The 22,568-nt window shown below is 71.1% G+C and carries 22 protein-coding genes; 9 read left to right on the forward strand and 13 right to left on the reverse strand.

From position 1 onward, the window contains the following. Window positions 1-11: 11 nt before the first annotated feature. Window positions 12-434 (reverse strand): hypothetical protein, encoded by a 423-nt coding sequence (locus BLR02_RS16940; protein ID WP_090664012.1) that lies wholly within the window; start codon window positions 432-434, stop codon window positions 12-14. Window positions 435-522: 88 nt separating this feature from the next. Between BLR02_RS16940 and BLR02_RS16945 the strand changes: the two genes are divergently transcribed. The 4 genes from BLR02_RS16945 (at window position 523) to BLR02_RS16960 (ending at window position 4,806) form a co-directional block, all read left to right on the forward strand. Continuing rightward, complete coding sequence (locus tag BLR02_RS16945) at window positions 523-1,773, forward strand: putative DNA modification/repair radical SAM protein (RefSeq protein WP_090664013.1); 1,251 nt, start codon at window positions 523-525, stop codon at window positions 1,771-1,773. Next, window positions 1,770-3,218: a UdgX family uracil-DNA binding protein gene (locus BLR02_RS16950; protein WP_090664014.1), complete on the forward strand. Its 1,449-nt coding sequence runs from the start codon at window positions 1,770-1,772 to the stop codon at window positions 3,216-3,218. Before BLR02_RS16945 ends, BLR02_RS16950 begins: the two co-directional genes overlap by 4 nt. Window positions 3,219-3,301: 83 nt before the next feature. After that, window positions 3,302-3,511, forward strand: coding sequence for a hypothetical protein (locus tag BLR02_RS16955; protein ID WP_090561155.1), 210 nt, complete (start codon window positions 3,302-3,304; stop codon window positions 3,509-3,511). A 5-nt stretch (window positions 3,512-3,516) separates the two neighbouring features. Then, window positions 3,517-4,806 carry an erythromycin esterase family protein gene (locus BLR02_RS16960; RefSeq protein WP_090664015.1) on the forward strand — a complete coding sequence of 430 codons (1,290 nt, stop codon included), beginning with the start codon at window positions 3,517-3,519 and terminating at the stop codon, window positions 4,804-4,806. 35 nt (window positions 4,807-4,841) lie between these two features. On the opposite strand, the gene BLR02_RS16965 is transcribed toward BLR02_RS16960, so the two are convergent. From BLR02_RS16965 to BLR02_RS17015, 11 genes are all read right to left on the reverse strand, one after another. After that, window positions 4,842-5,396 (reverse strand): TIGR00645 family protein, encoded by a 555-nt coding sequence (locus BLR02_RS16965; RefSeq protein WP_090664016.1) that lies wholly within the window; start codon window positions 5,394-5,396, stop codon window positions 4,842-4,844. A gap of 147 nt (window positions 5,397-5,543) precedes the next feature. Beyond that, complete coding sequence (locus BLR02_RS16970; protein ID WP_090664017.1) at window positions 5,544-6,713, reverse strand: acyl-CoA dehydrogenase family protein; 1,170 nt, start codon at window positions 6,711-6,713, stop codon at window positions 5,544-5,546. A gap of 4 nt (window positions 6,714-6,717) precedes the next feature. After that, the gene (locus BLR02_RS16975; protein WP_090664018.1) at window positions 6,718-7,491 is read right to left on the reverse strand and encodes an enoyl-CoA hydratase/isomerase family protein; all 774 of its coding nucleotides are present in this window, start codon (window positions 7,489-7,491) and stop codon (window positions 6,718-6,720) included. After that, window positions 7,488-8,558, reverse strand: a complete 1,071-nt coding sequence (locus BLR02_RS16980; protein ID WP_090664019.1) for an acyl-CoA dehydrogenase — start codon at window positions 8,556-8,558, stop codon at window positions 7,488-7,490. The genes BLR02_RS16975 and BLR02_RS16980 overlap by 4 nt, the downstream gene beginning before the upstream one ends. Then, window positions 8,555-9,193: a 3-oxoacid CoA-transferase subunit B gene (locus tag BLR02_RS16985; protein WP_043340922.1), complete on the reverse strand. Its 639-nt coding sequence runs from the start codon at window positions 9,191-9,193 to the stop codon at window positions 8,555-8,557. Before BLR02_RS16985 ends, BLR02_RS16980 begins: the two co-directional genes overlap by 4 nt. Before the next feature lie 10 nt (window positions 9,194-9,203). Beyond that, window positions 9,204-9,899: a 3-oxoacid CoA-transferase subunit A gene (locus tag BLR02_RS16990; protein ID WP_090664020.1), complete on the reverse strand. Its 696-nt coding sequence runs from the start codon at window positions 9,897-9,899 to the stop codon at window positions 9,204-9,206. Between the two features lie 68 nt (window positions 9,900-9,967). Then, on the reverse strand, window positions 9,968-10,549 hold the full coding sequence (locus BLR02_RS16995; RefSeq protein ID WP_218127977.1) for a 3'-5' exonuclease: 582 nt from the start codon (window positions 10,547-10,549) through the stop codon (window positions 9,968-9,970). Next, window positions 10,549-11,409, reverse strand: a complete 861-nt coding sequence (locus tag BLR02_RS17000) for a MaoC family dehydratase (protein WP_090561147.1) — start codon at window positions 11,407-11,409, stop codon at window positions 10,549-10,551. The genes BLR02_RS16995 and BLR02_RS17000 overlap by 1 nt, the downstream gene beginning before the upstream one ends. Before the next feature lies 1 nt (window position 11,410). After that, on the reverse strand, window positions 11,411-13,546 hold the full coding sequence (locus BLR02_RS17005; protein WP_090664022.1) for an acetate--CoA ligase family protein: 2,136 nt from the start codon (window positions 13,544-13,546) through the stop codon (window positions 11,411-11,413). 84 nt (window positions 13,547-13,630) lie between these two features. Continuing rightward, window positions 13,631-13,864 carry a hypothetical protein gene (locus BLR02_RS17010; RefSeq protein ID WP_090664023.1) on the reverse strand — a complete coding sequence of 78 codons (234 nt, stop codon included), beginning with the start codon at window positions 13,862-13,864 and terminating at the stop codon, window positions 13,631-13,633. A 110-nt stretch (window positions 13,865-13,974) separates the two neighbouring features. Further along, the gene (locus BLR02_RS17015) at window positions 13,975-15,387 is read right to left on the reverse strand and encodes a lytic transglycosylase domain-containing protein (protein WP_090664024.1); all 1,413 of its coding nucleotides are present in this window, start codon (window positions 15,385-15,387) and stop codon (window positions 13,975-13,977) included. A gap of 378 nt (window positions 15,388-15,765) precedes the next feature. On the opposite strand from BLR02_RS17015, the gene BLR02_RS17020 reads away from it, so the two are divergent. The 3 genes from BLR02_RS17020 to BLR02_RS17030 are packed head-to-tail and all read left to right on the forward strand — an operon-like array spanning window position 15,766 to window position 17,900. After that, a complete protein-coding gene (locus tag BLR02_RS17020; protein ID WP_245704829.1) occupies window positions 15,766-16,575 on the forward strand; it encodes an ABC transporter permease in 810 nt (269 codons plus the stop codon). 6 nt (window positions 16,576-16,581) lie between these two features. Further along, window positions 16,582-17,322 (forward strand): ABC transporter ATP-binding protein, encoded by a 741-nt coding sequence (locus tag BLR02_RS17025; protein WP_090664026.1) that lies wholly within the window; start codon window positions 16,582-16,584, stop codon window positions 17,320-17,322. A gap of 2 nt (window positions 17,323-17,324) precedes the next feature. Then, on the forward strand, window positions 17,325-17,900 hold the full coding sequence (locus BLR02_RS17030; RefSeq protein ID WP_090664027.1) for a D-glycero-alpha-D-manno-heptose-1,7-bisphosphate 7-phosphatase: 576 nt from the start codon (window positions 17,325-17,327) through the stop codon (window positions 17,898-17,900). On the opposite strand, the gene BLR02_RS17035 is transcribed toward BLR02_RS17030, so the two are convergent. Next, window positions 17,881-19,782, reverse strand: a complete 1,902-nt coding sequence (locus BLR02_RS17035) for a glycosyltransferase family 2 protein (protein ID WP_090664028.1) — start codon at window positions 19,780-19,782, stop codon at window positions 17,881-17,883. The genes BLR02_RS17030 and BLR02_RS17035 overlap by 20 nt on opposite strands. A 104-nt stretch (window positions 19,783-19,886) precedes the next feature. Here BLR02_RS17035 and BLR02_RS17040 point away from each other — a divergent pair, with 104 nt between their 5' ends. Next, on the forward strand, window positions 19,887-20,996 hold the full coding sequence (locus tag BLR02_RS17040) for a rhamnan synthesis F family protein (protein WP_090664029.1): 1,110 nt from the start codon (window positions 19,887-19,889) through the stop codon (window positions 20,994-20,996). A 145-nt stretch (window positions 20,997-21,141) separates the two neighbouring features. Next, window positions 21,142-22,539: a leucyl aminopeptidase family protein gene (locus tag BLR02_RS17045; RefSeq protein WP_090664030.1), complete on the forward strand. Its 1,398-nt coding sequence runs from the start codon at window positions 21,142-21,144 to the stop codon at window positions 22,537-22,539. The last annotated feature ends 29 nt before the right edge of the window (window positions 22,540-22,568 follow it).

The following is a 22,568-nucleotide window of genomic DNA, read 5'->3' on the forward strand; positions in this document are numbered from 1 at the left end:
GGGGTGGCGCGCTATTGCCGCACCGCCCCGGTCCGCGCATCGACGGTCAATTCGCTGGGGGTGCCCTCCCGCACGCCACGGAGGCGGATGGCATCCCCCTCGCGGCCGAGCTCCGTCACCTCGTTGAAGCCACGGGCGCGGAGCAGCTCGCGGGCCTGGTTCTCGGTCAGCGGCGGCTGCTCGCGCGGCAGGCCGGTCGCGGCGTCGATGCGGAGATTCTCGACCCGCTCGCCATAGCGCATGGCGCGGGCGATGCGGAAGGTATCGTCCTCCCGCTCCACCCCCTCGAGGTCGCTGAAGCCGCGGGCGCGGAGCACGGTGGCGAGCTGGTCCGGGGTGAGGAAGGCGGCCGGCTGGGCCATGGCGGGATGGAAGCCCGCGGGGGCGCCGAGCAGGACGAGGACGAGCAGGGCGGGGCGGAGGGCGTGCATCATCGGCGGTTTAACCGCGCGGACCCGGAAAGGTTCATTCGGCGCTTGCGACGCAGCAATTCCGGAACATATATCGAACGGGAGATTCGCCATGGAATTGCGCCGCAAGCTCGAGATTCTCGCCGATGCGGCGAAGTATGACGCCTCCTGCGCTTCCTCCGGCAGCGAGAAGCGGGACAGCCGGGAGGGTGGCCTCGGCAGCACGGAGGGCATGGGCATCTGCCATGCCTATGCGCCGGACGGTCGCTGCATCTCGCTGCTCAAGGTGCTGCTGACCAATGCCTGCATCTATGACTGCGCCTACTGCATCAACCGCGCGACCAGCAACGTCCCCCGCGCCCGCTTCACGGTGCGGGAGCTGGTCGATTTGACCCTCGACTTCTACCGGCGGAATTACATCGAGGGGCTGTTCCTCTCCTCCGGCATCATCCGCTCGCCCGACTACACGATGGAGCGGCTGGTCGATGTCGCGCGCATCCTGCGGGAGGAGCATGGCTTCCGCGGCTACATCCACCTGAAGACCATCCCCGATGCCTCGCCCGAGCTGCTGGCCGAGGCGGGGCGGCATGCCGACCGGCTCTCCATCAATATCGAGCTGCCGCAGGAGGGGGCGCTGAAGGCGCTCGCCCCGGAGAAGGATCTGTCCGAGATCCGCCGCGCGATGGGCCGCATGCGGCTGCGCATCGAGGAGGCGAAGGAGGCGCGGAAGACCGAGCGCCGGGCGCCGGCGCCGCGCTTCGCCCCGGCCGGGCAGAGCACCCAGATGATCGTCGGCGCCGATGCCTCGGATGACCGGGCGGTGCTCGGGACTACGGCCAACCTCTACGGCAGCTACGGGCTGAAGCGGGTCTATTTCTCGGCCTATTCGCCGATCCCCGATGCCTCGCGCCTGCTGCCGCCGGTGGCCCCGCCGCTGGTGCGGGAGCACCGGCTGTATCAGGCGGACTGGCTGCTGCGCTTCTACGGCTTCACCCTCGAGGAGATCATGGCGGGTGGCGAGGGCGGCATGCTCGACCTCGGCATCGACCCGAAGCTCGCCTGGGCGCTGCGGCACCGGGGTGAATTCCCGGTGGATGTGAACCGGGCGCCGCGGGACCGGCTGCTGCGCGTCCCCGGCCTCGGCGCGAAGACGGTCGATCGGCTGCTGACAGCGCGGCGGCACCGGAGCATCCGCAGCGAGGACCTGGCGCGGCTGCGGCTGCCGCTGGCGAAGCTGCTGCCCTTCCTCGTCACCGAGGACCACCGGCCCCGGGTGACGGACCAGCTCGACCTGCGGGCGCTGGTGGCGCCGCGGACCGGCTTCGCCCGGGCGGCCCGGCCGGTGCAGCTGGCCCTGCTGTGATCGGCATCGCCCTCCCTGGCCCGGCCGATTTCGAGGCCTGGCGGGCCGAGGCGCGGCGGCTGCTGGCGGCCGAGGTGCCGCCGGAGCGTGTCGCCTGGCATCTCCGGGGCGAATCGGCCGGCCTCTTCGCCGATGAGGCGGCGCCGGCGCCATCGCCGCGGCGGGACGGCATCACCGTGCCGCGGGCCTTCCCGGAGCTGGCGGAGGTGGCGATCCGCCACCGCGACCCGGAGCGCTTCGCCCTGCTCTACCGCATCCTCTGGCGGATCGCCGGGGGCGAGGCCGGGCTGATGCAGGTGGCGGTGGACCCGGATGTCCTCCGCGCCCATGCCATGGCCAAGGCGGTGCGGCGGGATGCCCACAAGATGCACGCCTTCGTCCGCTTCCGCGAATTGGCCGGCGAGGACGGCCCCCGCTTCGTCGCCTGGTTCGAGCCGGAGCACCACATCCTGGAAGCCGAGGCGGGCTTCTTCATCCGCCGCTTCGCCGGGATGCGCTGGTCCATCCTCACGCCGGAGGCGAGTGCCCATTGGGATGGCGAGGAATTGCGCATCGGCCCTGGCGGGCGCCGCACCGATGCGCCGGCCGAGGATGCGAAGGAGGATCTCTGGCGGGCCTATTTCGCCAGCATCTTCAACCCCGCCCGCCTCAAGCCCGCTGCCATGCGGGCGGAGATGCCGGTGCGGTACTGGCGCAACCTGCCCGAGGCGCGGGACATCCCCCGCCTCATGGCGGAAGCCCCGCGCCGCGTCGCCGAGATGGTGGCGCGCGGGGCGACGCCACCGGCCCCGCGGCGGCAACGGGTGCTGGCGGCGGACGTTGAGGCGCCCATGCCAGCCGATCTGTTCACCCAGGACCCCACCGCCGCCCTCGCCGCCCTCCGCGCCGAGGTTCTGGCCGATCGCGGGCCGCTGGCCGAGCACGCCACCCAGGCGGTGTTCGGCGAGGGGCCGATCGGCGCTGCGCTCCTGTTCGTCGGCGAGCAGCCGGGGGATGAGGAGGATATCGCCGGCCGCCCCTTCGTCGGGCCGGCCGGGCGGATGTTCAACCGGGCGCTTGAGGAGGCGGGGATCCCCCGTGCCGAGGCCTATGTCACCAACGCAGTGAAGCATTTCAAATTCAAGCCGACGGGGCGCCGTCGCCTGCACCAGAGCCCGGATGCGGGTGACATCGCCCATTACCGGCCCTTCCTGCGCAGGGAGATCGAGATCGTCGGGCCACGGCTGGTGGTCTCGCTCGGCGCCACGGCGCTGCGCGCGCTGACGGGGAAGCCGCTCGCCATCACCAAGGTGCGGGGCGAGGTGGTGAAGAGCGAGGACGGGCTGCCGGTCTTCCCGACCGTCCATCCCTCCTACCTGCTCCGCCTGCCGGACCCGGAGAGCAAGGCGCGGGAATATGCCCGCTTCCTCGGCGACCTGAAGAGCGCCTGGCGCGAGGTGCAATAACCGCCCGTATGTTGCGCCTCCCGCCCTGAACCGGGCGGGCCCTTCGCCTGTTCACCTGAATGAACACGGCCAGAGGGGACAAGATGGCGCAGGACGAAGGCAAGAAGGTGCCGGACGAGACCGTCAAGCCGGCGACCGAGACGGTGAAGGGCCACGTGCCAAGCTTCGCCGAGGGCGGACCGCCCGACTGGGACCCTGACACCACCAATGACGGTGCCATGGGCGGTGGCGGGGCCGGCGGCGCGGGCGGCGTGACCGGCGGCGCCAGCGGCCGCAGCAACCAGGAACCCTGAGCGCCATGGCGGAGACCGAAACCTCCGCCCTGGCCGCGGCGGCGGAGCCCCTGCCGCCGATCGAGGATGCCGGCTTCGGCGCCTGCATCGACCGCTTCGCGGCGGCGCGCGTGGTGCTGCTGGGCGAGGCGACGCATGGCAGCAGTGAGTTCTACCGCGCCCGCGCCGCCATCACTCGCCGCCTGATCGAGCGGCATGGCTTCACCATCGTCGCGGTCGAAGCGGATTGGCCGGATGCGGCGCAGCTCGACCGCTGGGTGCGGGACCGGCCCGGCCCACCGGCCGATGGTGCGCCCTTCGCCCGCTTCCCCAGCTGGATGTGGCGCAATGCCGAGATGCGGGACTTCGCCACCTGGCTTCGCGCCCACAACGCCGCCCTGCCGCCCGAAGGCCGCGTGGCCTTCCGTGGGCTCGACATCTACTCGCTGAGTGGCTCGATCGAGGGGGTGCTGGCCTATCTCGACCAGCACGACCCGGAGGCGGCGCGAGCGGCGCGACGGCGCTATGGCTGCCTCAGCCCCTGGCAGGCGGAGCCGGAGGATTATGGCCGCGCTGTGCTCTTCAGCGACCGCGACCCCTGCGAGGCGGCGGTCCTCGCCCAGCTCAACGCGCTGCTGGAGGAACGGCTCGGCCGCGACGATCCGGAGGCGCTGTTCGATGCCCGGCAGAATGCCCGGGTGGTGCGGTCAGCCGAGCAGTACTACCGGCTGATGTACCGCAGCGGCACGGAAAGCTGGAATCTGCGCGACCGGCACATGTTCGAGACGCTGCGCGCGCTGCTCGACCATGGCGGGCCGGGGGCGAAGGCCGTGGTCTGGGCGCATAACAGCCATATCGGCAATGCGGCCGCGACCGAGATGGGCTGGCAGGGCGAGTTCAATATCGGCGAGCTCTGCCGCACCGCCTTCGGCACGGAGGCGGCGCTGATCGGCTTCGGCACGGATCGCGGCACGGTTGCCGCCGCGGATGACTGGGGCGGGCCGATGCGGGTGAAGGCCGTGCGCCCCGCCCTGGCCGGCAGCCATGAGGCGCTGCTGCGCGAGGCCGGGCTGCCGGCGCGGGCCCTGCTCGACCTCCGCGCTACCGCCCTGCGCGAGGCGCTGCACGAGCCCCGGCTGGAGCGGGCGATCGGCGTGATCTACCGGCCGGAGACGGAGCGGCGCAGCCACTACTTCAATGCCGTGCTGCCCGACCAGTTCGACGCCTTCCTCTGGTTCGCCGAGACCAGCGCGGTGACGCCGCTGGCCCCGGTGCCGGCGGGCGGTGGGGCGGAGACCTTTCCTTTCGGGCTTTGAGGCACCCGGTTCGGCCCGGATCCCGCCGGCGAGGTTCAGTGATGCTCCCGGGCGGCCGTCATATGCGACAGCCGTTCCACGGCGGCGATGCCGATCGCCGAGAGGATGAACAATGCATGGATGATGGCCTGCCACATGATGCCGGCCTCCGTCGTCGTGCTGCGCTCCGTGCCCAGATTGCTGGCGGCGATGAAGGTGCGCAGCAGGTGGATGGAGGAGATGCCGATGATCGCCATCGCCAGCTTGATCTTCAGCACCCCGGCATTGACGTGGCTGAGCCATTCCGGCTCGTCCGGGTGGCCCTCCAGGTTGAGGCGGGAGACGAAGGTCTCGTAGCCGCCGACGATCACCATGATGAGCAGGTTGGAGATCATCACCACGTCGATCAGGCCGAGGACGATCAGCATGATGTCCTGCTCACCGAAGCTGTGGGCGTGGCTGACCAGGTGCCACAGCTCCTTCATGAAGAGCAGGACGTAGACGACCTGGGCGACGATCAGGCCCAGGTAGAGCGGCAGCTGCAGCCAGCGGGAGCCGAAGACAAGGGCGGGCAGCAGGGGCAGCGGGCGGCGATCGAGGGGCGCGGACATGGCGATCCTGTCATCTGGACCGCCATGTCTCTAGTTGAAACGATCCGGCTTTCCAAGCCTGGAGCATGATCGTGGATCATGCTCCAGCTCATTGTTTGGTCGAGCAAATTACTCCGATCAGGTGATTCCACCTGATCGGAGTTTGCTCTAGCCGGGCAGGCCGAGCACGTTCTTCGCCAGGATGTTGCGCTGGATCTCGTTCGAGCCGCCATAGATCGTGGCCGGCCGGGCCTGGATGAAGAGGCCGCCGATATTGAGGTCGCGGTTGCCCTCCATCGGCTCCAGCAGGCCGGCATTCTCGCCGGCGATCTCGAGCATGGTGTCGGTGATGGCCTGGAACAGCTCGGTCTGGAGGATCTTCAGCATGGAGACATCCGCGCCGAGGCTCTCGCCGCGCTTCAGCTTCTCGACGAAGGTGCCGTAGAGCGCCTTCAGGTCCTCGAATTCGAGGCGGAGGCGGGCGTAGCGGTCCTGGAACTCGGCATCCTCCCAGACGCCCATGCGCTCGGCGAGGATCTTGAGGCGCGAGAGGGCATAGCCGGACTGGCGCGGGGAGCCGAGGAAGATGCGCTCGAAGCCCAGCAGCGCCTTCGCCATGTCCCAGCCCTTGTTGAGCTGGCCGACCAGGTTCTCCTTCGGCACGCGGACATTGTCGAAGAAGACCTCGCAGAACTCGTCATGCATCTCGAGGTTGATGATCGGCCGGACGGTGATGCCGGGCGTCTTCATGTCGACGAGGAGGAAGGAGATGCCCTCCTGCTTCTTCGCCTGCTTGTCGGTGCGGACGAGGAGGAAGATCCAGTTGGCGTCGGTCGCCAGGGTGGTCCAGATCTTCTGGCCGTTGACGACATACTCGTCGCCGTCGAGCACCGCCTCGGTGCGCAGCGCGGCGAGGTCGGAGCCGGCATTGGGCTCGGAGTAGCCCTGGCACCAGATATGCTCGCCGGTCAGGATCTTCGGCAGGAAGCGCCCCTTCTGCTCCTCCGTGCCGTACTTGATGACCAGCGGGCCGAGCATGACGATGCCATGGTCGTTGGTGCGGGCGACGCCGTAGCGCTCATACTCCTCGGTGAGGATGATCTGCTTGGCGGGCGAGAGGCCGAGGCCGCCATGCTCCTTCGGCCAGCCCGGGCAGAGCCAGCCGCGCTCGGCGAGCTTCATGTACCAGGGGCGGTTCTCGTCCCAATGGAGGCGCTTCGGCGGGTTGCGCAGGTCGTCGGGGTAGTTCTCGTGCAGGAAGGCGCGGACCACCTGGCGGAAATGCTCGTCCTCGAGCGCGTCGAGCTCGGCCGGGGCGGGGATGCGGATGGCGTCCATCGGCTCAGTCTCCCTTGAAGGCGGGCGTGCGCTTGCCGAGGAAGGCAGCGCGGCCTTCGGCGAAATCCTTGGTGAGGAACAGCGTCGACTGGAAGTGGCGTTCCTGCTCCAGCGCGCGGTCGAGGCCCTCGCCCAGCATCTGCTTGGTCAGCGCCATCGGCGCCGGCGCCTGCTCGGCGAGGAAGCGGGCCCGCTCCATGGCGGTGGCAAGGGCATGGCCCTTGGGCACGACATGATCGACGAGGCCGATGCGCTCGGCCTCGGTCGCCGTCATCTGGTTGTGGTAGAGCAGGATCTGGCGGGCCTTCCCCTGCCCTACCCGCAGCGGCAGGGTGTGGGGGAGGCCGAGATCGGCCATCAGCCCGATCTTGCCGAAGCCAGCGGCGAGACGGGCGTCCTCGGCAGCGACGACGGTGTCGGAGGCGCAGGCGATGGAGAGGCCGGCGCCGACGCAATAGCCCTCGATGGCGGCGACGACGGGGACGCTGCCGAGCACCATCAGCCGGATCAGCTCATGCGAGAGGCGCATGCGCTCGCGCCCTTCCATGGCCGAGTTCACGTCCATGCCGGAAATGTCGCCACCCGAGCAGAAATGCCCGCCGGCGCCGGTGACGACGATGGCGCGGGTCGCCTTGTCGCCCTGGGCGGCGCGCAGCGCCTCGATCATCTGCACGCGGAGCGGCATGGCGAGCGCGTTGCGCCGCGCCGGCTGGTCGAGCGTCAGGACGAGGACGCCGCCCTCGCGCTCCGAGACGACCCGCATGATGGGCTCGCTCATTCCTCGACCTCCGGGCTCACGGCCATGAAGCGGCGGCGGTGGAGCGCGGCGCTGCCGTAGAGGTTGGCCATCACCATCGCCTTCCGCAAATAGAGGCCGACATCGTACTGGTCGGTGTAGCCGATGCCGCCATGGAGCTGGATGCATTCGCGCGTCACCAGCATGGAGGAGGCGGCGGCGCGGGCCTTGGCGCGGGAGATGACGGCGCGGCGGGCATCGCCGGTGGCGCCGTCATCGAGCGTCGCGGCCGCGGCCTCGATGCTGGCGCGGGTCAGCGCGATCTGCATCCGCACATCGGCGGCCTTGTGCTGCAGGGCCTGGAAGGTGCCGATGATCCTGCCGAATTGCTGGCGCGTCTTCAGGTAGTCGAGCGTCATGGCGAAGGCGCGGTCCATGCCGCCGAGGAGGTAGGCGCTGGTCAGCAGCGCGGCCTCGTCGAGGGCGAGCGACAGCGCCTCGCCGATGTCGTCGGCGATGCGGGTGGCCGTGGCGAGGCTGGGCTCCAGCGTGCCGAGATGGCCGCCATCCTGGGTCTGCTCGGTCGTCAGCCCGGCGCCGGCCTGCTGCTCGTAGAGGGCGATGCGGCCGCCCTCGCGGACCGGCAGCAGGAAGGAGGCGGCGCCGGCCGCCATGGGCAGGAAGCGGCGGGGCGCATCGGGGCTGCCGGGCACATCGAGCGTATCGGGCCGCTCCTGCCAGGCGGTCAGCACCAGCGCCTCGCCGGAGAGCACCCGATCCAGCGGGCCGGCGCCGACGGCGGCGAGCAGCGAGCCAGTGAGCATCGCCGGGATCAGCGGCTCCGGCACCAGGGCGGCACCCAGCTCCTCGGCCAGCGCGCAGGCCTCGCCGAGGCCGAGGCCGGCGCCGCCGGCGGCTTCCGGCAGGCGGAGGCCGATCCAGCCCATCTCGCCCATCTGCCGCAGCACCGCCGGGTCGAACCCTGGGGTCTGGAAGCGGAGGTCGCGCACGCGCTTCATGTCGCCACCTGGGGGCGCCACCGCGGCGGCGCTGTCCCGGATCATGCGGATGGATTCGGCGCGGTCCTCGCCGCTGAGCGCCGCGCTCATTGGGTGTGCAGCGTGGCGCCGGTCTTGGCCTGCACCTCCTCGAGCGTCACGCCCGGCGCCAGGTCGCGCACTACGAAGCCCTTTCCTTCCACCACGTCGAGCACGGCGAGGTTGGTGTAGACCCTGTTGACGCAGGCGAGGCCGGTCAGCGGGTAGCCGCAGCGCTCGACGATCTTCGGACGGCCGTCCTTCGTCGTGTGCTCCATGATGACCCAGAGGCGCTTCGCACCGGCCGCGAGGTCCATGGCGCCGCCAACGGCGGGCGCGGTGTCGTTCTCGCTGGTCGCCCAGTTGGCGAGGTCGCCGTTCTCCGCCACCTCGAAGCCGCCGAGGACGCAGAGGTCGATATGCCCGCCGCGGATCATGGCGAAGCTGTCGGCATGGCCGACGAAGCTCGCACCCTTGGCGAGGGTAATGAGCTGCTTGCCGGCATTGATGAGCCAGGGATCCTCCTGGCCCTCCTTCGGCGCCGGGCCCATGCCGATGACGCCGTTCTCCGACTGGAAGATCACCTCCCGCGTCGGCGGGACATGGTTGGCCACCATGGTCGGCATGCCGATGCCGAGGTTGACGCACCAGCCTTCCGGCACGTCATCGGCAAGGCGGGCGGCCATCTGGTCGCGGTTGAAGGGCATCGCTTCCTCCTCAGACCTGCTCGGGCTTCAGCCAGTCGCCGCCGCGGTCCACCTGGACCACGCGGTTCACATAGACGCCGGGCGTGCCGATCATATGCGGATGCAGCTCGCCAAGCTCGCGGATGTGCTGCACCTGGGCGACGGTCAGCTCGGCGGCCATGGCCATGATCGGGTTGAAATTGGCCCCCGAGCCCCGATAGACGAGGTTGCCCCAGCGATCCGCCTCCCAGGCCTCGACCAGGGCGAGATCGGCCTTGAGGGCGCGTTCCATGACGTAGGTCTTGCCGTCGAACTCCCGGCTCTCCTTGCCGCGGGCCAGCAGGGTGCCGGCCGCCGTCGCGGTGAAGAAGGCGGGGATGCCGGCGCCGGCGGCGCGGATGCGCTCGGCGAGCGTCCCCTGCGGGACCAGTTCCAGCTCGATCTTGCCCTCGCGGTAGAGGGTCTCGAACACCACCGGGTCCTTGCTGCGCGGGAAGGAGCAGATGATCTTCCGCACCTGGCCCTGGTCCATCAGCTTGGCCACGCCGATGCGGCCCGAGCCGGCATTGTTCAGCACGATGGTGAGGTCCTTCGCGCCCTGCTCGATCAGGCCCTCGATCAGCACATCGGGCTGGCCGACGCTGCCGAAGCCACCGATCAGCACGGTGGAGCCATCCTTCACGCCGGCCAGAGCTTCGGCCACCGACTGCACGATCTTGTTGATCATCCCTGTCCCTCCCGGGGGTGGATTGGACTACCGCCACCGGGGCCGGCGGTCCAGCCCCCGGTGGCGGCTCATTCCGCGGCCAGGGCGTCCAGGCAGGGGCTGTTGGTGATGCCGTGCAGCCGCATCGGCACCGGCGCCAGCCCGTGCAGGTGGCGCAGCAGCTGCACCGCCAGCCAGGCATCCTCCAGCGCGCCGTGCAGGCTGCCTTCGCGCCCGAGGCCGCAGGTCTCACTGGCCTGGGCGAGGCCGGCGCGATGGCCGGGGAAGGCCCGCCGCCAGCCGCGCATGGTGCAGAACTCGCCCGCCCAGGGCCGTGGCAGGCCCAGCCGCTCGAACTCGCCGCCCAGCATGCGGCGGTCGAAGGCGAGGTTATGGGCGCAGCCGGCGGCACCGCCGAAGAAACCGGCGACCTCCGCGGCGTGCTCGGCGAAGGGCGGGTGGGCGGCGAGGAAGGCATCCGACATGCCATGCACGCGGATCGCGCCCCAATGGCAGGGCATGCCGGGGGCGAAGGCGAGGTGCAGCGTCGCCTCCGGCTCCAGCGCCGCATCCAGCCGGACGGCGCCGAGCGAGACCACCCGGTCGCCATTGGTGCAGCCCGTGGTCTCGGTATCGAAGACCACCACCGGCCCGCCTTCCCATGCCCCCATCATGCGGCGAAGCGGAAGCGCCCGTTGCTGATCACCTGCTTGTCCCGCTCCACCACGCGGGCGCGGAAGGCGGCGCCACCCTCCTCCTGCCAGATCTCGGTGCGGATGGTCTCGCCGGGGAAGACGGGCGAGGAGAAGCGCAGGTCCATCGCGCCGAATTTCGTGGTGTCGTAGCCGCACATCGCCCGCAGCAGGGCGTGGCAGACCGTGCCGAAGGTGCAGAGCCCATGCAGGATCGGCCGGGGGAAGCCGGCCTGCTTCGCCACCTCCGGGTCGATATGCAGAGGGTTGAGGTCGGCGTTGAGGCGGTAGACCAGCGCCTGCTCCGGTCGCGTCGTCATGTCGAGGGTGATGTCGGGCGCCCTCTGGGGCTCCGGATGCGGCTGCTTCACCGGGCCGGACGGGCCGCCGAAGCCGCCATTGCCACGGAGGAAGCTGGTGGAGGTGGTGGTGGCGAGCCGCTCGCCCGTCTTCCCATCCAGGATCTCGCGCTCGGAATACATCAGGGCGCCCTTGCCCTCGCCGCGATCGACGATGCCGGTGATGCGGGAGCGGCCGATCAGCTCGCCCTCGGTCGGCAGCGGCTTGTGCAGGATAAGGCCCTGCTCGCCATGCAGGATCTGCTGCCAGACAAGGCCGGTATCCGCATTGCGGGCCCAGAAGCCGGGGGAGGCGAGCACCACCGGCATGGAGGGCATCACCTTCAGCCGCGACTCATAGACGAAGTCGAGCTGCTGCTCGTCCATCGGGTCCTGCCCGAGGCCGATGGAGAAATTATAGAGCGCGACATCCTGCCAGCGGAGGGTCTGGCGGACCTCCGGGATGGGGTAGTTCATCAGCTGGTCGTAGTTGATTGGCATCTCAGTGGCTCCCCCCTTGAAGCTCGATGACCGCATCGGCGGCGTAGCAGCCCTGCCCCGCCGGCAGGACCAGCATCGGGTTCACATCCACCCCCGCGAGGCGCGGCCCGGCGGCGACGGCGAAGGCGGAGAGGGCCGAGAGCGCCCCCGCGAGCGCCGCGACATCCGCCTTCGGCCGGCCGCGTGCGCCGTCCAGCAGCGGGAAGCCGCGCAGCGAGCGGATCAGCCGCTCCGCCTCCGTTGTGTCGAAGGGGCAGCGGCGGAAGGCGACGTCCTTCAGCACCTCGATGAAGATGCCGCCGAGGCCGACCATCGCCACCGGGCCGAAGACCGGGTCGCGGAAGACGCCGAGCGCCATCTCGACGGCTCCCTTGATCTGCTTCGCTACCAGCACGCCCTCGATCCGCGCCGCCGGGGCGTGGTGGCGGGCGCGGTCGAGCAGGGTGGCGAAGCCCTGGCGCACCTGGCCGGCATCGGCGATGTCGAGCAGCACGCCGCCCATCTCGCTCTTGTGGATGATGTCGGGGCTGAGGATCTTCAGCACCACCGGGTAGCCGATGCTCTCGGCCGCGGCGACGGCGGCCTCGCTGTCGGGCGCCGCATGCTCGGGGACGGCGGGGATGCCGGCGCCGGCGAGCAGCGACTTGGCCACCGCCTCGCTCGGCGTGGTGGCGGGCAGCTCGACTTGGGGCAGCGGGATCTCGGGCGAGGAGGCCTCGGCCTTGGCGAAGGCGGCGCCGAAGCGGCCCATCGCCTCGATGGCGACGACGGCGCGCGACGGGTCCTCGAAGCAGAGCCAGCCATCCGCCTCGTAGTCCCGCACCTTGTTGGGCGCGAGCATGGACATCACCCAGAGCCGGTCCGGGTGGGCCTCGCGGACGGCGCGCATCTCCTGGTGCAGCTTGGGCCCGAGGCTGCGGCCGGCGGCGGTCTGCGACCAGAAGGAGAGGATGGAGGCGTAGCCGCCATCGACGGCGACACTCTCGGCGAAGGTGGAAATGAGCTTCAGGTCGTTGGTCACCTGGGCGGTGCAGTCGACCGGGTTGCGCGGGGCGCAGAAGGGGATGAGGGCGCGGAGCCTGGCCTGCGCCTCCTCCGGCATGGGCGGCATGGGCAGGCCGGCGGCCTCGGCGGCGTCCGAGATCAGCACGCCGGCGCCGCCCGAGACGGTCAGCACGCCGAGGGTGTTGCGGGCCGGGTAGATGCGGCGCGTCGCGGCATAGGCGATGTCGAGCATCTCCTCCGTCGTCCGCGCCCGGACCACGCCGAACTCGTCGAGCACCGCCTGGGTCACCGCGTCGTCGCCGGCGATGGAGGCGGTGTGGGACTGGGCTGCGGCGCCGCCGAGTTGGCTGCGGCCGACCTTCATCATCACGATCGGCTTGCGGTTGCGCCGCGCCAGGTCGAGTGCGGCGAGGAACTGGTCGCGGTCGCGGATGCCCTCGGCATAGGCGCAGATCACGTCCACCTCGGGCGCCTGGGCCATCCAGCCCAGCGCATCGCCGAGCGAGACCTCGGCCTCGTTGCCCGTGGTGATGCAGACCTGGGTGCCGATGCCGCGGTCGAGCGCCGCCGAGAAGATATGCGTGCCGTAGGCCCCGGACTGCGAGGCGATGCCGATGCGCCCGGGGATGGGCCAGCCCTTCTCGAAGCTCGCGGTGAAGGTGCCGTAGAAGCGGATGGCGTCGTTGAAGACGCCGAGGCAGTTGGGCCCGAGCAGGCGGATGCCGTGCCGGCGGGCGACCTCGGTCATCCGCTGCTGCTCCACGGCGCCCTTCTCGTCCATCTCGGCAAAGCCGGCGGTGAAGCAGATGACGGCGCGGCAGCCCTTGGCGCCGAGCTCCTCGAGCGCCGGGATGGCCAGCGCCGAGGGCACGGCGATGATGGCGACGTCGGGCGCCTCGGGCAGGTCGGCGATGGAGGCGAAGGCGGGCAGGCCCTGGACGGTCGTGCGCTTCGGGTTCACCGGGTAGATCGCGCCGGCGAAGCCACGCTCCTTCATATAGGCGATGGGCCGGCCGCCGATGCGGGCCGGCTCGTCCGAGGCACCGATCAGGGCGACGGAGCGGGGCCGCACCAGGGGATCGAGGGAGGCGAAGCCCGAAAGCGCCGACGGCGCGGCGACAGCTGCAGACATTCCCGAACTTTCCCCCTTGGTACCGAGTTGCCCGCAGCCTGAGCGAGGCAGGCGGGAACGGCAAGGGGGGCCGGTCAGCGGCGGTCAGGCCTCGTCGTCATCCTCGTCGAATTCGTCGTCATCCTCGTCGTCCTCGTCGTCGAGGTCCTCGTCATCCTCGTCGTCGAATTCGTCCTCGTCTTCCTCGTCCTCGTCCTCGTCGAATTCGTCCTCGTCATCCTCGTCGTCGTCGTCGTCGTCGTCGTCGTCGTCGGGGCCGTCGCCGGGCGGCAGCCCGGTGGCCAGGAGGGAGAGGAATTCGGGATCGGGGCTTGGCATGCGTGACCTCCCAAAGCCGGGCGGCCGGAGCCTCCGGCCGTCAGGGCCAACGCGGTCAACCCGGCCAGGCCGGCCGGGTTTCACTTCATCTCCGGCGTCAGCCCTGCGCGTCAGCTCTGGGCATCGGGCGAGAGCACCATGCAGGCGCCGTTGCGCCGCAGGCGCTCGCAGACCGCCTGCGCCGAGGACTGGGACAGGCCGGTGACGCGGGCGCGGTAGAGCTTGTTGCGCCCGGACGCAACAGGCTGCACCTGGGCGCGGCCGCCGCCGGTTTCGCGGGCCGCATTGGCAGCGCTGCGGGCCAGGTTCTCGCTGGCGAAGGCGCCGACCTGCACGGCCCAGGCGCCGGGTACCGGTGCCGGGCGGATGGCGCCAGGCCGGAGCGAGACCGGCAGCGGGCTGGCATTCGCCGTCGATACCAGGCCGCCGAAGCCGCGGACCAGCATCGGCTGGTTTGGCGGGGGCGCGCTGGGCGCCGCGGCCCGGGGCGCCGGGGCGGCATTGGCCGCGGCGAGGAAAGCCGGGCGCTGCGGCGCCGTGGCCGGCGGGCGCGGCATGGGCGCCGCCATCATCTCACGCGGCGCGCTGGGCGGGGCCGGCAGGGCGGCCTGTATCGGGAACGGCTCCGCCGCCGCGGCGCGCGACTCGGACTCCGCCAGCCGGGCCGCGCCCTCGGCGGTCGAACCGTCCGGAATGGGCTCCATCCGGACGACCGCGCTGTTGTCGAGCGAGGCGAGCTGGACGGGCGCCGGCGCAGGCGCCTGCGCATAGGTGCTGCCATCCGGGATCGGCTCCATCCGGACGACCGGGCCGGAGGGCAGCCGCGCCAGCTGCACGCCCGGATCGACCGACTGCCGCTGCTCGCGCAGCGCCAGCATCGTCGCCTGGTCCATGCGGCGCGGGCCGGCCGGGATGTGGAGCGGGATCTCGGCCGCGGCGTAAATCTCCGGCGCCACGCGGCGGCTCGGGTGATGGGCAACGATGTTGGGGCCGATGCGGGCGACGTAGTTGCGCGTCTCGGCCGGCAGGCCCTTGCTGTTCCAGAGATAGTCCTCGAGCCGCCGCGGCCCTGCATTATAGGCGGCGAGAAAGGCGGGCGAGCCGTAGAGGTCGTACATCTCCCGGATATAGGCGGTGCCGGCCATGACGCTGTCATAGGGGTGGTACGGGTCGTCGCCGAGCCCGTAGCGCGCCTGCAATTCGCGATAGGTGCCGGGCATGACCTGCATCAGCCCCATGGCGCCGACCGGGCTGGTGGCACCGGTGCGGCCGCCGGATTCCTGGCGCATCACCTCGCGGATCCAGCGCTCCGGCACGTCGAAGCGCCGCGCGGCCTGGCGGATATAGGGCCCCCACGGGTCGCCCGGCGGGCCGGGCGGATTATAGGTCGAAGGGCGGTTGTAACTGCCATGCGTGACCGCCACATGGCCGGTCGTCGGCTTGGTCGTCGTCTGTTGCTGACCGCATGCGGCCAGCATGGCCAACATCGAGAGGGTCAGGGCCGGCCGGGCCAGGCGCATCATGCGCCCTGCCTCGCCGCAGCCGATCCCGCGCGATGTCCTGTTCCCCTTGGGCATCCCCATTCGCTCCACCGGGTCTGGGACCACCGGGTACCCGAAGCCTGCCCCCCACGGACCCCTGCCGTCCCCACGGCATGGACCCCAGGCTTGCCCCGAAGACCTGGCGGACGACTAGCGTCCTGGAAAACTAGCCCTACACGTTCGTCCGGCCCGCAGGCAAGACCGCTTTGCCATCGCAATACTGTGCACAAGCCGGGGCTTGCTTGTTTCAAAGGGCGACTGAGCGGGTGTCGTGCTGGCGGTGGGCGGGATATCCGGTCTATAGGCCCCACCATGCCAGATGGATCCGCCATATCCGGGCCGCAGCCCGGGGCCCTGTATGTGTTTGATGCCAGCCGCCCGCGGCGCATCGCGGCGGCGCTCGGCGACATCGCCACGGGCCTCCGGCGCGTGCGCCTGTCGGTGGCGCTCGCCTCGCTCGACATCCGCAACCGCTACCGCGGCTCGGTGCTCGGCCCCTTCTGGCTGACGCTGTCGACGGCGGCGATGGTGGGCGGCCTCGGCCTGCTCTACTCCTCGCTCTTCAAGATGTCGCTGGCGGAGTACCTGCCCTTCATCGCGGTCAGCCTGATCGTCTGGAACACCATCAACGCCATCGTCACCGATGCCTGCACCAGCCTGACCAGCGCCGAGGGCATCATCCGCCAGCTGCCCCTGCCCTATACGGTGCATGTGCTGCGCTGCGTCTGGCGCAACGCGGTCATCGCCGCCCATAACCTGCCGATCATCCTGGCGGTCTTCCTCGCCACCGGGGCCTGGCCGGGCTGGGAGGCCTGGCAGGCCCTGCCGGGGCTTGCGCTGCTCGGGATCAATGCCTGCGCCCTGGCGCTGTTCCTCGGCATGCTCTGCGCCCGCTTCCGCGACATCCCGCCGATCGTCGGCAGCGTGATGCAGCTCGCCTTCTTCCTCTCGCCGGTGATCTGGAAGCCGGAGTTGCTGGAGCCCTCCCGCGCCGCCTGGCTGCCACTCAACCCCTTCTATGCGGTGATGGAGACGGTGCGGGGGCCGCTGGTCGAGGGCGGCGCCTCGGCCACCGTCTGGGTGGCGGCGGTGGTCTACACCGCGGCGATGGCCGGCATCGCGCTGGCCTTCTTCATCCGCTTCCGCGGCCGCATCGCCTTCTGGGTCTGACCTCCGATGCCCCATATCCATGCCGAGGCGGTGACCATCGAGTTCCCGCTCTACCATCTGGGCGCCCGCTCCCTGAAGAAGCGCATCCTCGCCAATTCGCCGCTGCGGCTGCGCCAGGACGAGGCCAGCCGCATCGTGGTCTCGGCGCTGCGCGACCTCAGCTTCCGCATCCAGCCGGGCGAGCGGGTCGCCCTCATCGGCCATAACGGCGCGGGCAAGACCACCCTGCTGCGGACGCTGGCCGGGGTCTACGAGCCCGTCGCCGGCCGGCTCGAGGTCGCCGGCTCCATCGGCGCGCTGATCGACCCGAGCGCCGGGATGGACCCCAATGCCACGGGCCGCGAGAACATCGTGCTGCGCGGCCTGTTCCGCGGGCTGAGCGAGGCCGAGAGCAGCACGCTGGCCGAGGAGGTGGGCGAATTCTCCGGTCTCGCCGAATTTCTCGACGTGCCGGTGCGGACCTATTCGGCCGGCATGGCGGTCCGCCTCTCCTTCGCCATGGCGACGGTCATGGACCCGGAGGTGCTGCTGATGGACGAGTGGTTCCTCGCCGGCGACGCCGAATTCATGCAGCGCGCCCGGGCCAAGCTCGAGGCCCTGGTCAGCAAGGCGGAGATCCTCGTCCTCGCCAGCCATGACATGAGCATCGTCCGCGAGTGGTGCACCCGCGTCATCCGGCTGGATTCCGGCCGCATCGCGCAGGACGGCACCGTCGACGAGGTTCTCGGCGCGCCCGCCGCCGCCTGACCATGCGCCGCGCGCTGTTCCTCGACCGCGACGGCATCATCAATGTCGACCATGGCTACGTGCACCGGCCGGAGCAGGTCGAGTTCGTCCCCGGCATCTTCGCCCTCGCCCGGCTGGCGGTGGCGCGGGACCTGCTGCTGGTGGTTGCCACCAACCAGTCGGGCATCGGCCGGGGCTTCTATGACGAGGCCGATTTCCACCGGCTGATGCGGTGGATGGGCGATGAGTTCGCCCGTCAGGGCGCGCCGCTGCACGCGGTGGAATTCTGCCCCGACCATCCCGGGCACGGGCTCGGCCCCTACCGGCGCGACTCGGCGCGGCGGAAGCCGGGGCCCGGGATGCTGCTCGACGCGGCGGCGGCGCATGGGATCGCGCTCGGCACCTCGCTCATGCTGGGGGACAAGGCGAGCGACATGCAGGCGGCGCTCGCCGCCGGCATCGGCACCCGCATCCTGGCGACGGTGGATGCGGCGGAGGCGGCGCGGGCGCCGGCCGGGACGCTGGTGCTGCCCTCGGTCGCCGCCGTCGCCGAGTGGCTCGCGGCGACGGGTGGCGAATTCAGCCCATCCAGGGGCTGAAGCGGGGCGGGCTGGCCGCCAGCACCGGCATCGGGCGGCTGAAGTCGAGATTGGGGTTGGCGAAAGGGTCGCGGTGCAGCCGCGCGCCCCAGCGCTGCTGCATGTGGCCGATTTCGCCGGCGAAGCGCCGGGCCTTCGCAAGGGTGACGTCCTCGCCCCGCGTCGCCGATTCGCGGTGGTAGAGTTCGGCGAAGGGCGTCCAGAGCAGGCGCCAGCCGGCCTCGCCCAGGCGCAGGCAGAGATCGATGTCGTTGAAGGCGACGGGCAGGGCCGCCTCGTCCAGCCCGCCGACCGCCGCGAAGGCCTCCCGCCGCACGGCAAGGCAGGCGGCGGTCGCGGCCGAGACCTCCCGCGCCAGGATCAGCGAGCCGACATGGCCGGTGGCGTCGCGTTCCGCCAGCGGCAGGTAATGGCCGGCGACGCTGCCCTGGCCGACCACGACCCCGCCATGCTGCAGCCTTCCATCGGCATAGAGCAGCCGGGCCCCGACCGCGCCCACCCCCGGCCGCAGCAGCTGCGAGACCATCTCCCGCAGCCAGCCGGGGCCGATCACCTCGACATCATTATTGAGGAGGAGCAGGACGCTGCCGCGCGCCTCGGCCGCGGCGCGGTTGTTCAGGGCCGAGTAGTTGAAGGGGCCGGGCGCGGGCAGGATGCGCACCCGCCCATCGCCGCGCAGCCGGTCGAACAGGGCGAAGGTCTCGGGCGCCGTGCTGCCATTGTCGACGATCAGCACCTCGATCGCCGGATAGTCGGTGCGGCCGAGCAGGCCGGCGACGCAGGCCTCCAGCAACGCCGCGCCATCCCGCGTCGGGATGATGACGGAGACCAGCGGCGCCGGTTCCGGCAGCGGCCAGACCAAGCGCCAGTAGCTGGTGCCGGGCAGCGCAGGCTCGAGCCGCGGCAGGGGGGCCTGCCCCTGGCGGCCCTGTTCCAGCGCCTCGGTGATGGCGCGGTGGCTGGCCCGGGCGCAGCGGTCGAGCGCGGTCTGGGAGAAGCTCTCCGCCCCGGCCGCCTGGCGCCAGTGATAGAGGATGTGCGGGATGTGGCGGATGCGGGCCGGGCCGCAGGCCGCCGCGATACGGAGGGCGAGGTCGTGGTCCTGGCTGCCCTCGAACCCTTCGCGCAGGCCGCCGACCGCCATCAGCACGTCGCGCCGGAAGACCCCGAGATGGGAGACGAGGTTCTGCTGCAGCAGCAGGTCCGGGTCGAAATCCGGCTTGAAATAGGGGCCGTAGCGCTCGCCCCGGGCATCGAGCTTGTCCTCGTCGGAATAGACCAGCACCGCATCCGGATGGGCGGCGAGTTCGGCCGCGACGGCATAGAGGGCATGCTCCGGCAGCCGGTCGTCATGGTCCATCAGGGCGACGAACTCGCCGCCGGCGAGGCCGAGCGCGGTGTTGGTGGCGGCGGAGATATGGCCGTTCCGCTCGCGCCGGACCCAGCGGATGCGCGCGTCCCCGGCCGCCGCCTCGGCGAGCAGGCGGGCGACATGCGGGGCCGGCGAGGCGTCGTCGGCGATGCACAGCTCCCAGTGCGGATAGAGCTGGGCGCGGACCGACTCGATCGCCTCCCGCAGATGCGCCGCCGGGGCGTTGTAGACGGGCATCACGACCGAGATCAGCGGCCGCGCCGGCAGGGCGGCGATATGGGCGGCGATGGCCGCGCGGTCCGGCGGCGGATGGTGGCGCGCCAGCCAGGCGCGGTAGGTCACCGGGTCATCCGGGTCGTGCAAGATATCGCGAGCCAGCCAGGGGGCCAGCCGCAGCCCCCGCCGCACCAGGCCGCTGAGACGGAGGCGGAACGGCAGGGCCGAGGCCGGCAACATCCCCCACAGCCGGCGCCAGAGGCGCCGCAAGGCGTGCAGGGGGAGCTGGGGCATTCCGTGGTCCTTCGAGGCGAAGCGTGCGAAACGGCGCCTTCTTGGCACCGGGCCACGGCCCGTCCAAGGCCCGGTGCCGCCTCCTTCAGGATTTGCCCGACTTCATGCCCATCGAGCCCTACCGGCTGACGGATCTCAGCGAGCAGCCCCCCGGTCTCCGCCGCGCCATCCATGGCTACAGCACCGCCGGCACCTGGCGGCGGCTGGCATGGCGGGTGGCGGAGGTGGGGTTCGAGGTGGCGCGCAGCCTGCCGCGCGATGCCTGGCGCGGCTGGCGGCCGGGCCCGCCGCCGCTGCTGCGGCTGGAGCCGGGCGAGGATGCGCGGCCGGGGGCGCGGAGCGTCGCGCTCTATGTCCACTACGCTGCCTCCGGCCGGGTTTCGGAGATGGTGCTGCGGCAGGTGGCGGCGCTGGCAGCGGAGGGCTTCGCCGTGGTCTTCGTCACCATGGCCGCCGCGGTGCCGGAGGCGGACTGGCAGGCGGTGCGGGCGCGGGCGGCGCTGGTGGCGCAGCGGCGGAATTTCGGCCTCGATTTCGGTGCCTGGCGCGACCTGGCGCCGGAGGCAGCGCGGCGCTGGCCGGCCGCCGAGGAGGTGCTGCTGGCGAATGACAGCGTGCTGGGGCCGATTCGCCCACTCGGGCCGGTGCTGGCGGCGATGCGCGCGGGCGGTGCCGGGGTGTTCGGGATGACCGAGAGCATCCAGGGCGGGCCGCATCTGCAGAGCTATTTCCTGCTCTCGCGCGGCGAGGCGGCGGTGGCCGACCTGCAGCATTTCCTCGGCATGATGCGGATCAGCCATTCGAAATGGCTGGTCGTACAGCGCGGGGAGCTGCGCTTCGCCCGCTGGATGCGCGGGCGCGGCCATCGCGTCGCGGCGCTGTTCGGCTACCGGCGGCTGGTCGGCGCCGTGCTGGCCGATCCGGCGGAGCGGGCGCTGCTGGCCGCCTCGCACCCGCTGCTGCGTGGGCTGGAGGCGATGGCGCCGGAGGAGCGCGCGGCCCTGCTGGCGGAGCAGCCGCTCAACCCGACGCATCATCTCTGGGCGGCGCTGATCCGGTGCCTCGGCTACCCTTTCCTCAAGACCGAGCTGATCCGGCGCAACCCCGGCCGGCTGCCGGGCGTCGCCGACTGGGCGGCGCTGGTGCCGGCCGAGGCGCCCTGCCCGCCGGACGTCATTCGCGCGCAGCTGGCGGCGCTTGCGACGCAACCTTGACCGGTCGAAACCAATGTCGTTACTCACCTGTCGCGACTTACTGGACATGGCTCGATAAGCGGGGCACCTTAGCGCCGGGCTACACGCCGGGGTTGCAGGATTTCGCGCCAGACGTGTCGCCCCCCCTCGGGAGAGCCGCTGATCGATGCAGGACTGCCTCGCAGTGCCAGATGTGAATGCGATGCTGTTGCATTGCGTTGGGCCATCCGGGCTCGGCGCATTGCTCGAGCGGTTGCCAACGGCGGCGAGTGGTTTCCTCCGGGCCTCGGGCTTCGCTGCCCGGGCGCAGGAGGTGGTCCTGCTGCCCGGCGAGGGCGGGATCGCAGGCGCAGTGCTCGGCCTGGGCGACGGGCCGGTGACGCCTTGGTCCTTCGGCGGGCTTGCCCAGGCCCTGCCGGCCGGAAGCACCTGGAGGCTGGCGGAGCCGGCGGGCATGGCCGAGGAGGCCGTGCTCGGCTGGTGCCTCGGCGCCTATCGCTTCAGCCGGTTCAAGGCGCCGAAGCGGGCGCCGGCCCGGCTGGTGCCGCCTGACGGGACGGAGGGCGCCATCGCCACCGCCGAGGCAAGCATCCGGGTGCGGGACCTCATCAACATGCCGGCCAACCTGCTCGGCCCGGCGGAGCTTGCCGAGGCGGTGCAGTCCCTGGCGGGGGCGCATGGCGCGGCCTGCACCATCGTCGAGGGCCCCGCGCTGGCCGAAGGCTTCCCCGCCCTCGCCGCGGTCGGCGAGGGCAGCCCAAGGTCGCCCCGAGTCGCCATGCTGGAATGGGGCGAGCCGGGCGCGCCGCTGGTGGCGCTTTGCGGCAAGGGCGTCTGCTTCGACACCGGCGGGCTCGACCTGAAGCCACCGAGCGGCATGCTGCGGATGAAGAAGGATATGGGCGGCGCCGCCGTGGTGCTGGGCGTCGCCGAGATGGTGATGCGCGCCCGCCTGCCGGTGCGGCTGCTGGTGCTGGTCGGCGCGGTGGAGAACGCCGTCTCCGGCACCGCCTTCCGGCCGATGGACGTGCTGCGCACCCGTGCCGGCATCAGCGTCGAGGTCGGCAACACGGATGCCGAGGGGCGGCTGGTGCTGGCCGACCTGCTGGCCTTCGCGGCTGAGCGGGAGCCAGACCTGCTGGTCGATTGCGCGACGCTGACGGGCGCCGCGCGGGCCGCGCTGGGGCCTGATCTGCCGGCTCTCTTCACCGCGGATGATGCGCTCGCGGAAACGCTACTGGCTGCAGGGCTATCCGCACACGATCCGTTGTGGCGGATGCCTTTGCACGCTGTTTACGATTCATGGCTCGACAGTACGATAGCGGACATCAGTAACGTCTCATCGCGGCCAATGGCCGGGGCCATCGTTGCTGCATTGTTTCTGCAGCGTTTCGTGCCAAAGGGCATCCGCTGGGTCCATCTGGACCTCTACGGATGGAACGACGCAAACCGCCCCGGACGGCCGGAAGGGGGGGAAGCTCAGGCTTTACGAGCCTTGGCAGGCGGGATCTCGGCTCTGTTCGGCCATGCAAAGGGGGCTGGGCCGGTAACGAAAACGAGATGATGGGGAAACTTTCAAGGTTCATCCGCTCT

This window comes from Belnapia rosea (assembly GCF_900101615.1).
GTDB lineage: Bacteria > Pseudomonadota > Alphaproteobacteria > Acetobacterales > Acetobacteraceae > Belnapia > Belnapia rosea.

Excerpts from the sequence above, each read along its gene's own strand:
- BLR02_RS17025 (WP_090664026.1), top strand. The coding sequence starts at position 16,582 with ATGCCCCATATCCATGCCGAGGCGGTGACCATCGAGTTCCCGCTCTAC.
- BLR02_RS16960 (WP_090664015.1), top strand. The coding sequence starts at position 3,517 with ATGGCGGAGACCGAAACCTCCGCCCTGGCCGCGGCGGCGGAGCCCCTG.
- BLR02_RS16975 (WP_090664018.1), bottom strand. The coding sequence starts at position 7,491 with ATGAGCGAGCCCATCATGCGGGTCGTCTCGGAGCGCGAGGGCGGCGTC.
- BLR02_RS16985 (WP_043340922.1), bottom strand. The coding sequence starts at position 9,193 with ATGCCCTTCAACCGCGACCAGATGGCCGCCCGCCTTGCCGATGACGTG.
- BLR02_RS16955 (WP_090561155.1), top strand. The coding sequence starts at position 3,302 with ATGGCGCAGGACGAAGGCAAGAAGGTGCCGGACGAGACCGTCAAGCCG.
- BLR02_RS16940 (WP_090664012.1), bottom strand. The coding sequence starts at position 434 with ATGATGCACGCCCTCCGCCCCGCCCTGCTCGTCCTCGTCCTGCTCGGC.
- BLR02_RS16990 (WP_090664020.1), bottom strand. The coding sequence starts at position 9,899 with ATGATCAACAAGATCGTGCAGTCGGTGGCCGAAGCTCTGGCCGGCGTG.
- BLR02_RS16965 (WP_090664016.1), bottom strand. The coding sequence starts at position 5,396 with ATGTCCGCGCCCCTCGATCGCCGCCCGCTGCCCCTGCTGCCCGCCCTT.
- BLR02_RS17030 (WP_090664027.1), top strand. The coding sequence starts at position 17,325 with ATGCGCCGCGCGCTGTTCCTCGACCGCGACGGCATCATCAATGTCGAC.
- BLR02_RS16945 (WP_090664013.1), top strand. The coding sequence starts at position 523 with ATGGAATTGCGCCGCAAGCTCGAGATTCTCGCCGATGCGGCGAAGTAT.
- BLR02_RS17045 (WP_090664030.1), top strand. The coding sequence starts at position 21,142 with ATGCAGGACTGCCTCGCAGTGCCAGATGTGAATGCGATGCTGTTGCAT.
- BLR02_RS17005 (WP_090664022.1), bottom strand. The coding sequence starts at position 13,546 with ATGTCTGCAGCTGTCGCCGCGCCGTCGGCGCTTTCGGGCTTCGCCTCC.
- BLR02_RS16980 (WP_090664019.1), bottom strand. The coding sequence starts at position 8,558 with ATGAGCGCGGCGCTCAGCGGCGAGGACCGCGCCGAATCCATCCGCATG.
- BLR02_RS17000 (WP_090561147.1), bottom strand. The coding sequence starts at position 11,409 with ATGCCAATCAACTACGACCAGCTGATGAACTACCCCATCCCGGAGGTC.
- BLR02_RS17010 (WP_090664023.1), bottom strand. The coding sequence starts at position 13,864 with ATGCCAAGCCCCGATCCCGAATTCCTCTCCCTCCTGGCCACCGGGCTG.
- BLR02_RS17040 (WP_090664029.1), top strand. The coding sequence starts at position 19,887 with ATGCCCATCGAGCCCTACCGGCTGACGGATCTCAGCGAGCAGCCCCCC.
- BLR02_RS17015 (WP_090664024.1), bottom strand. The coding sequence starts at position 15,387 with ATGATGCGCCTGGCCCGGCCGGCCCTGACCCTCTCGATGTTGGCCATG.
- BLR02_RS16970 (WP_090664017.1), bottom strand. The coding sequence starts at position 6,713 with ATGGACGCCATCCGCATCCCCGCCCCGGCCGAGCTCGACGCGCTCGAG.
- BLR02_RS17035 (WP_090664028.1), bottom strand. The coding sequence starts at position 19,782 with ATGCCCCAGCTCCCCCTGCACGCCTTGCGGCGCCTCTGGCGCCGGCTG.
- BLR02_RS16995 (WP_218127977.1), bottom strand. The coding sequence starts at position 10,549 with ATGGGGGCATGGGAAGGCGGGCCGGTGGTGGTCTTCGATACCGAGACC.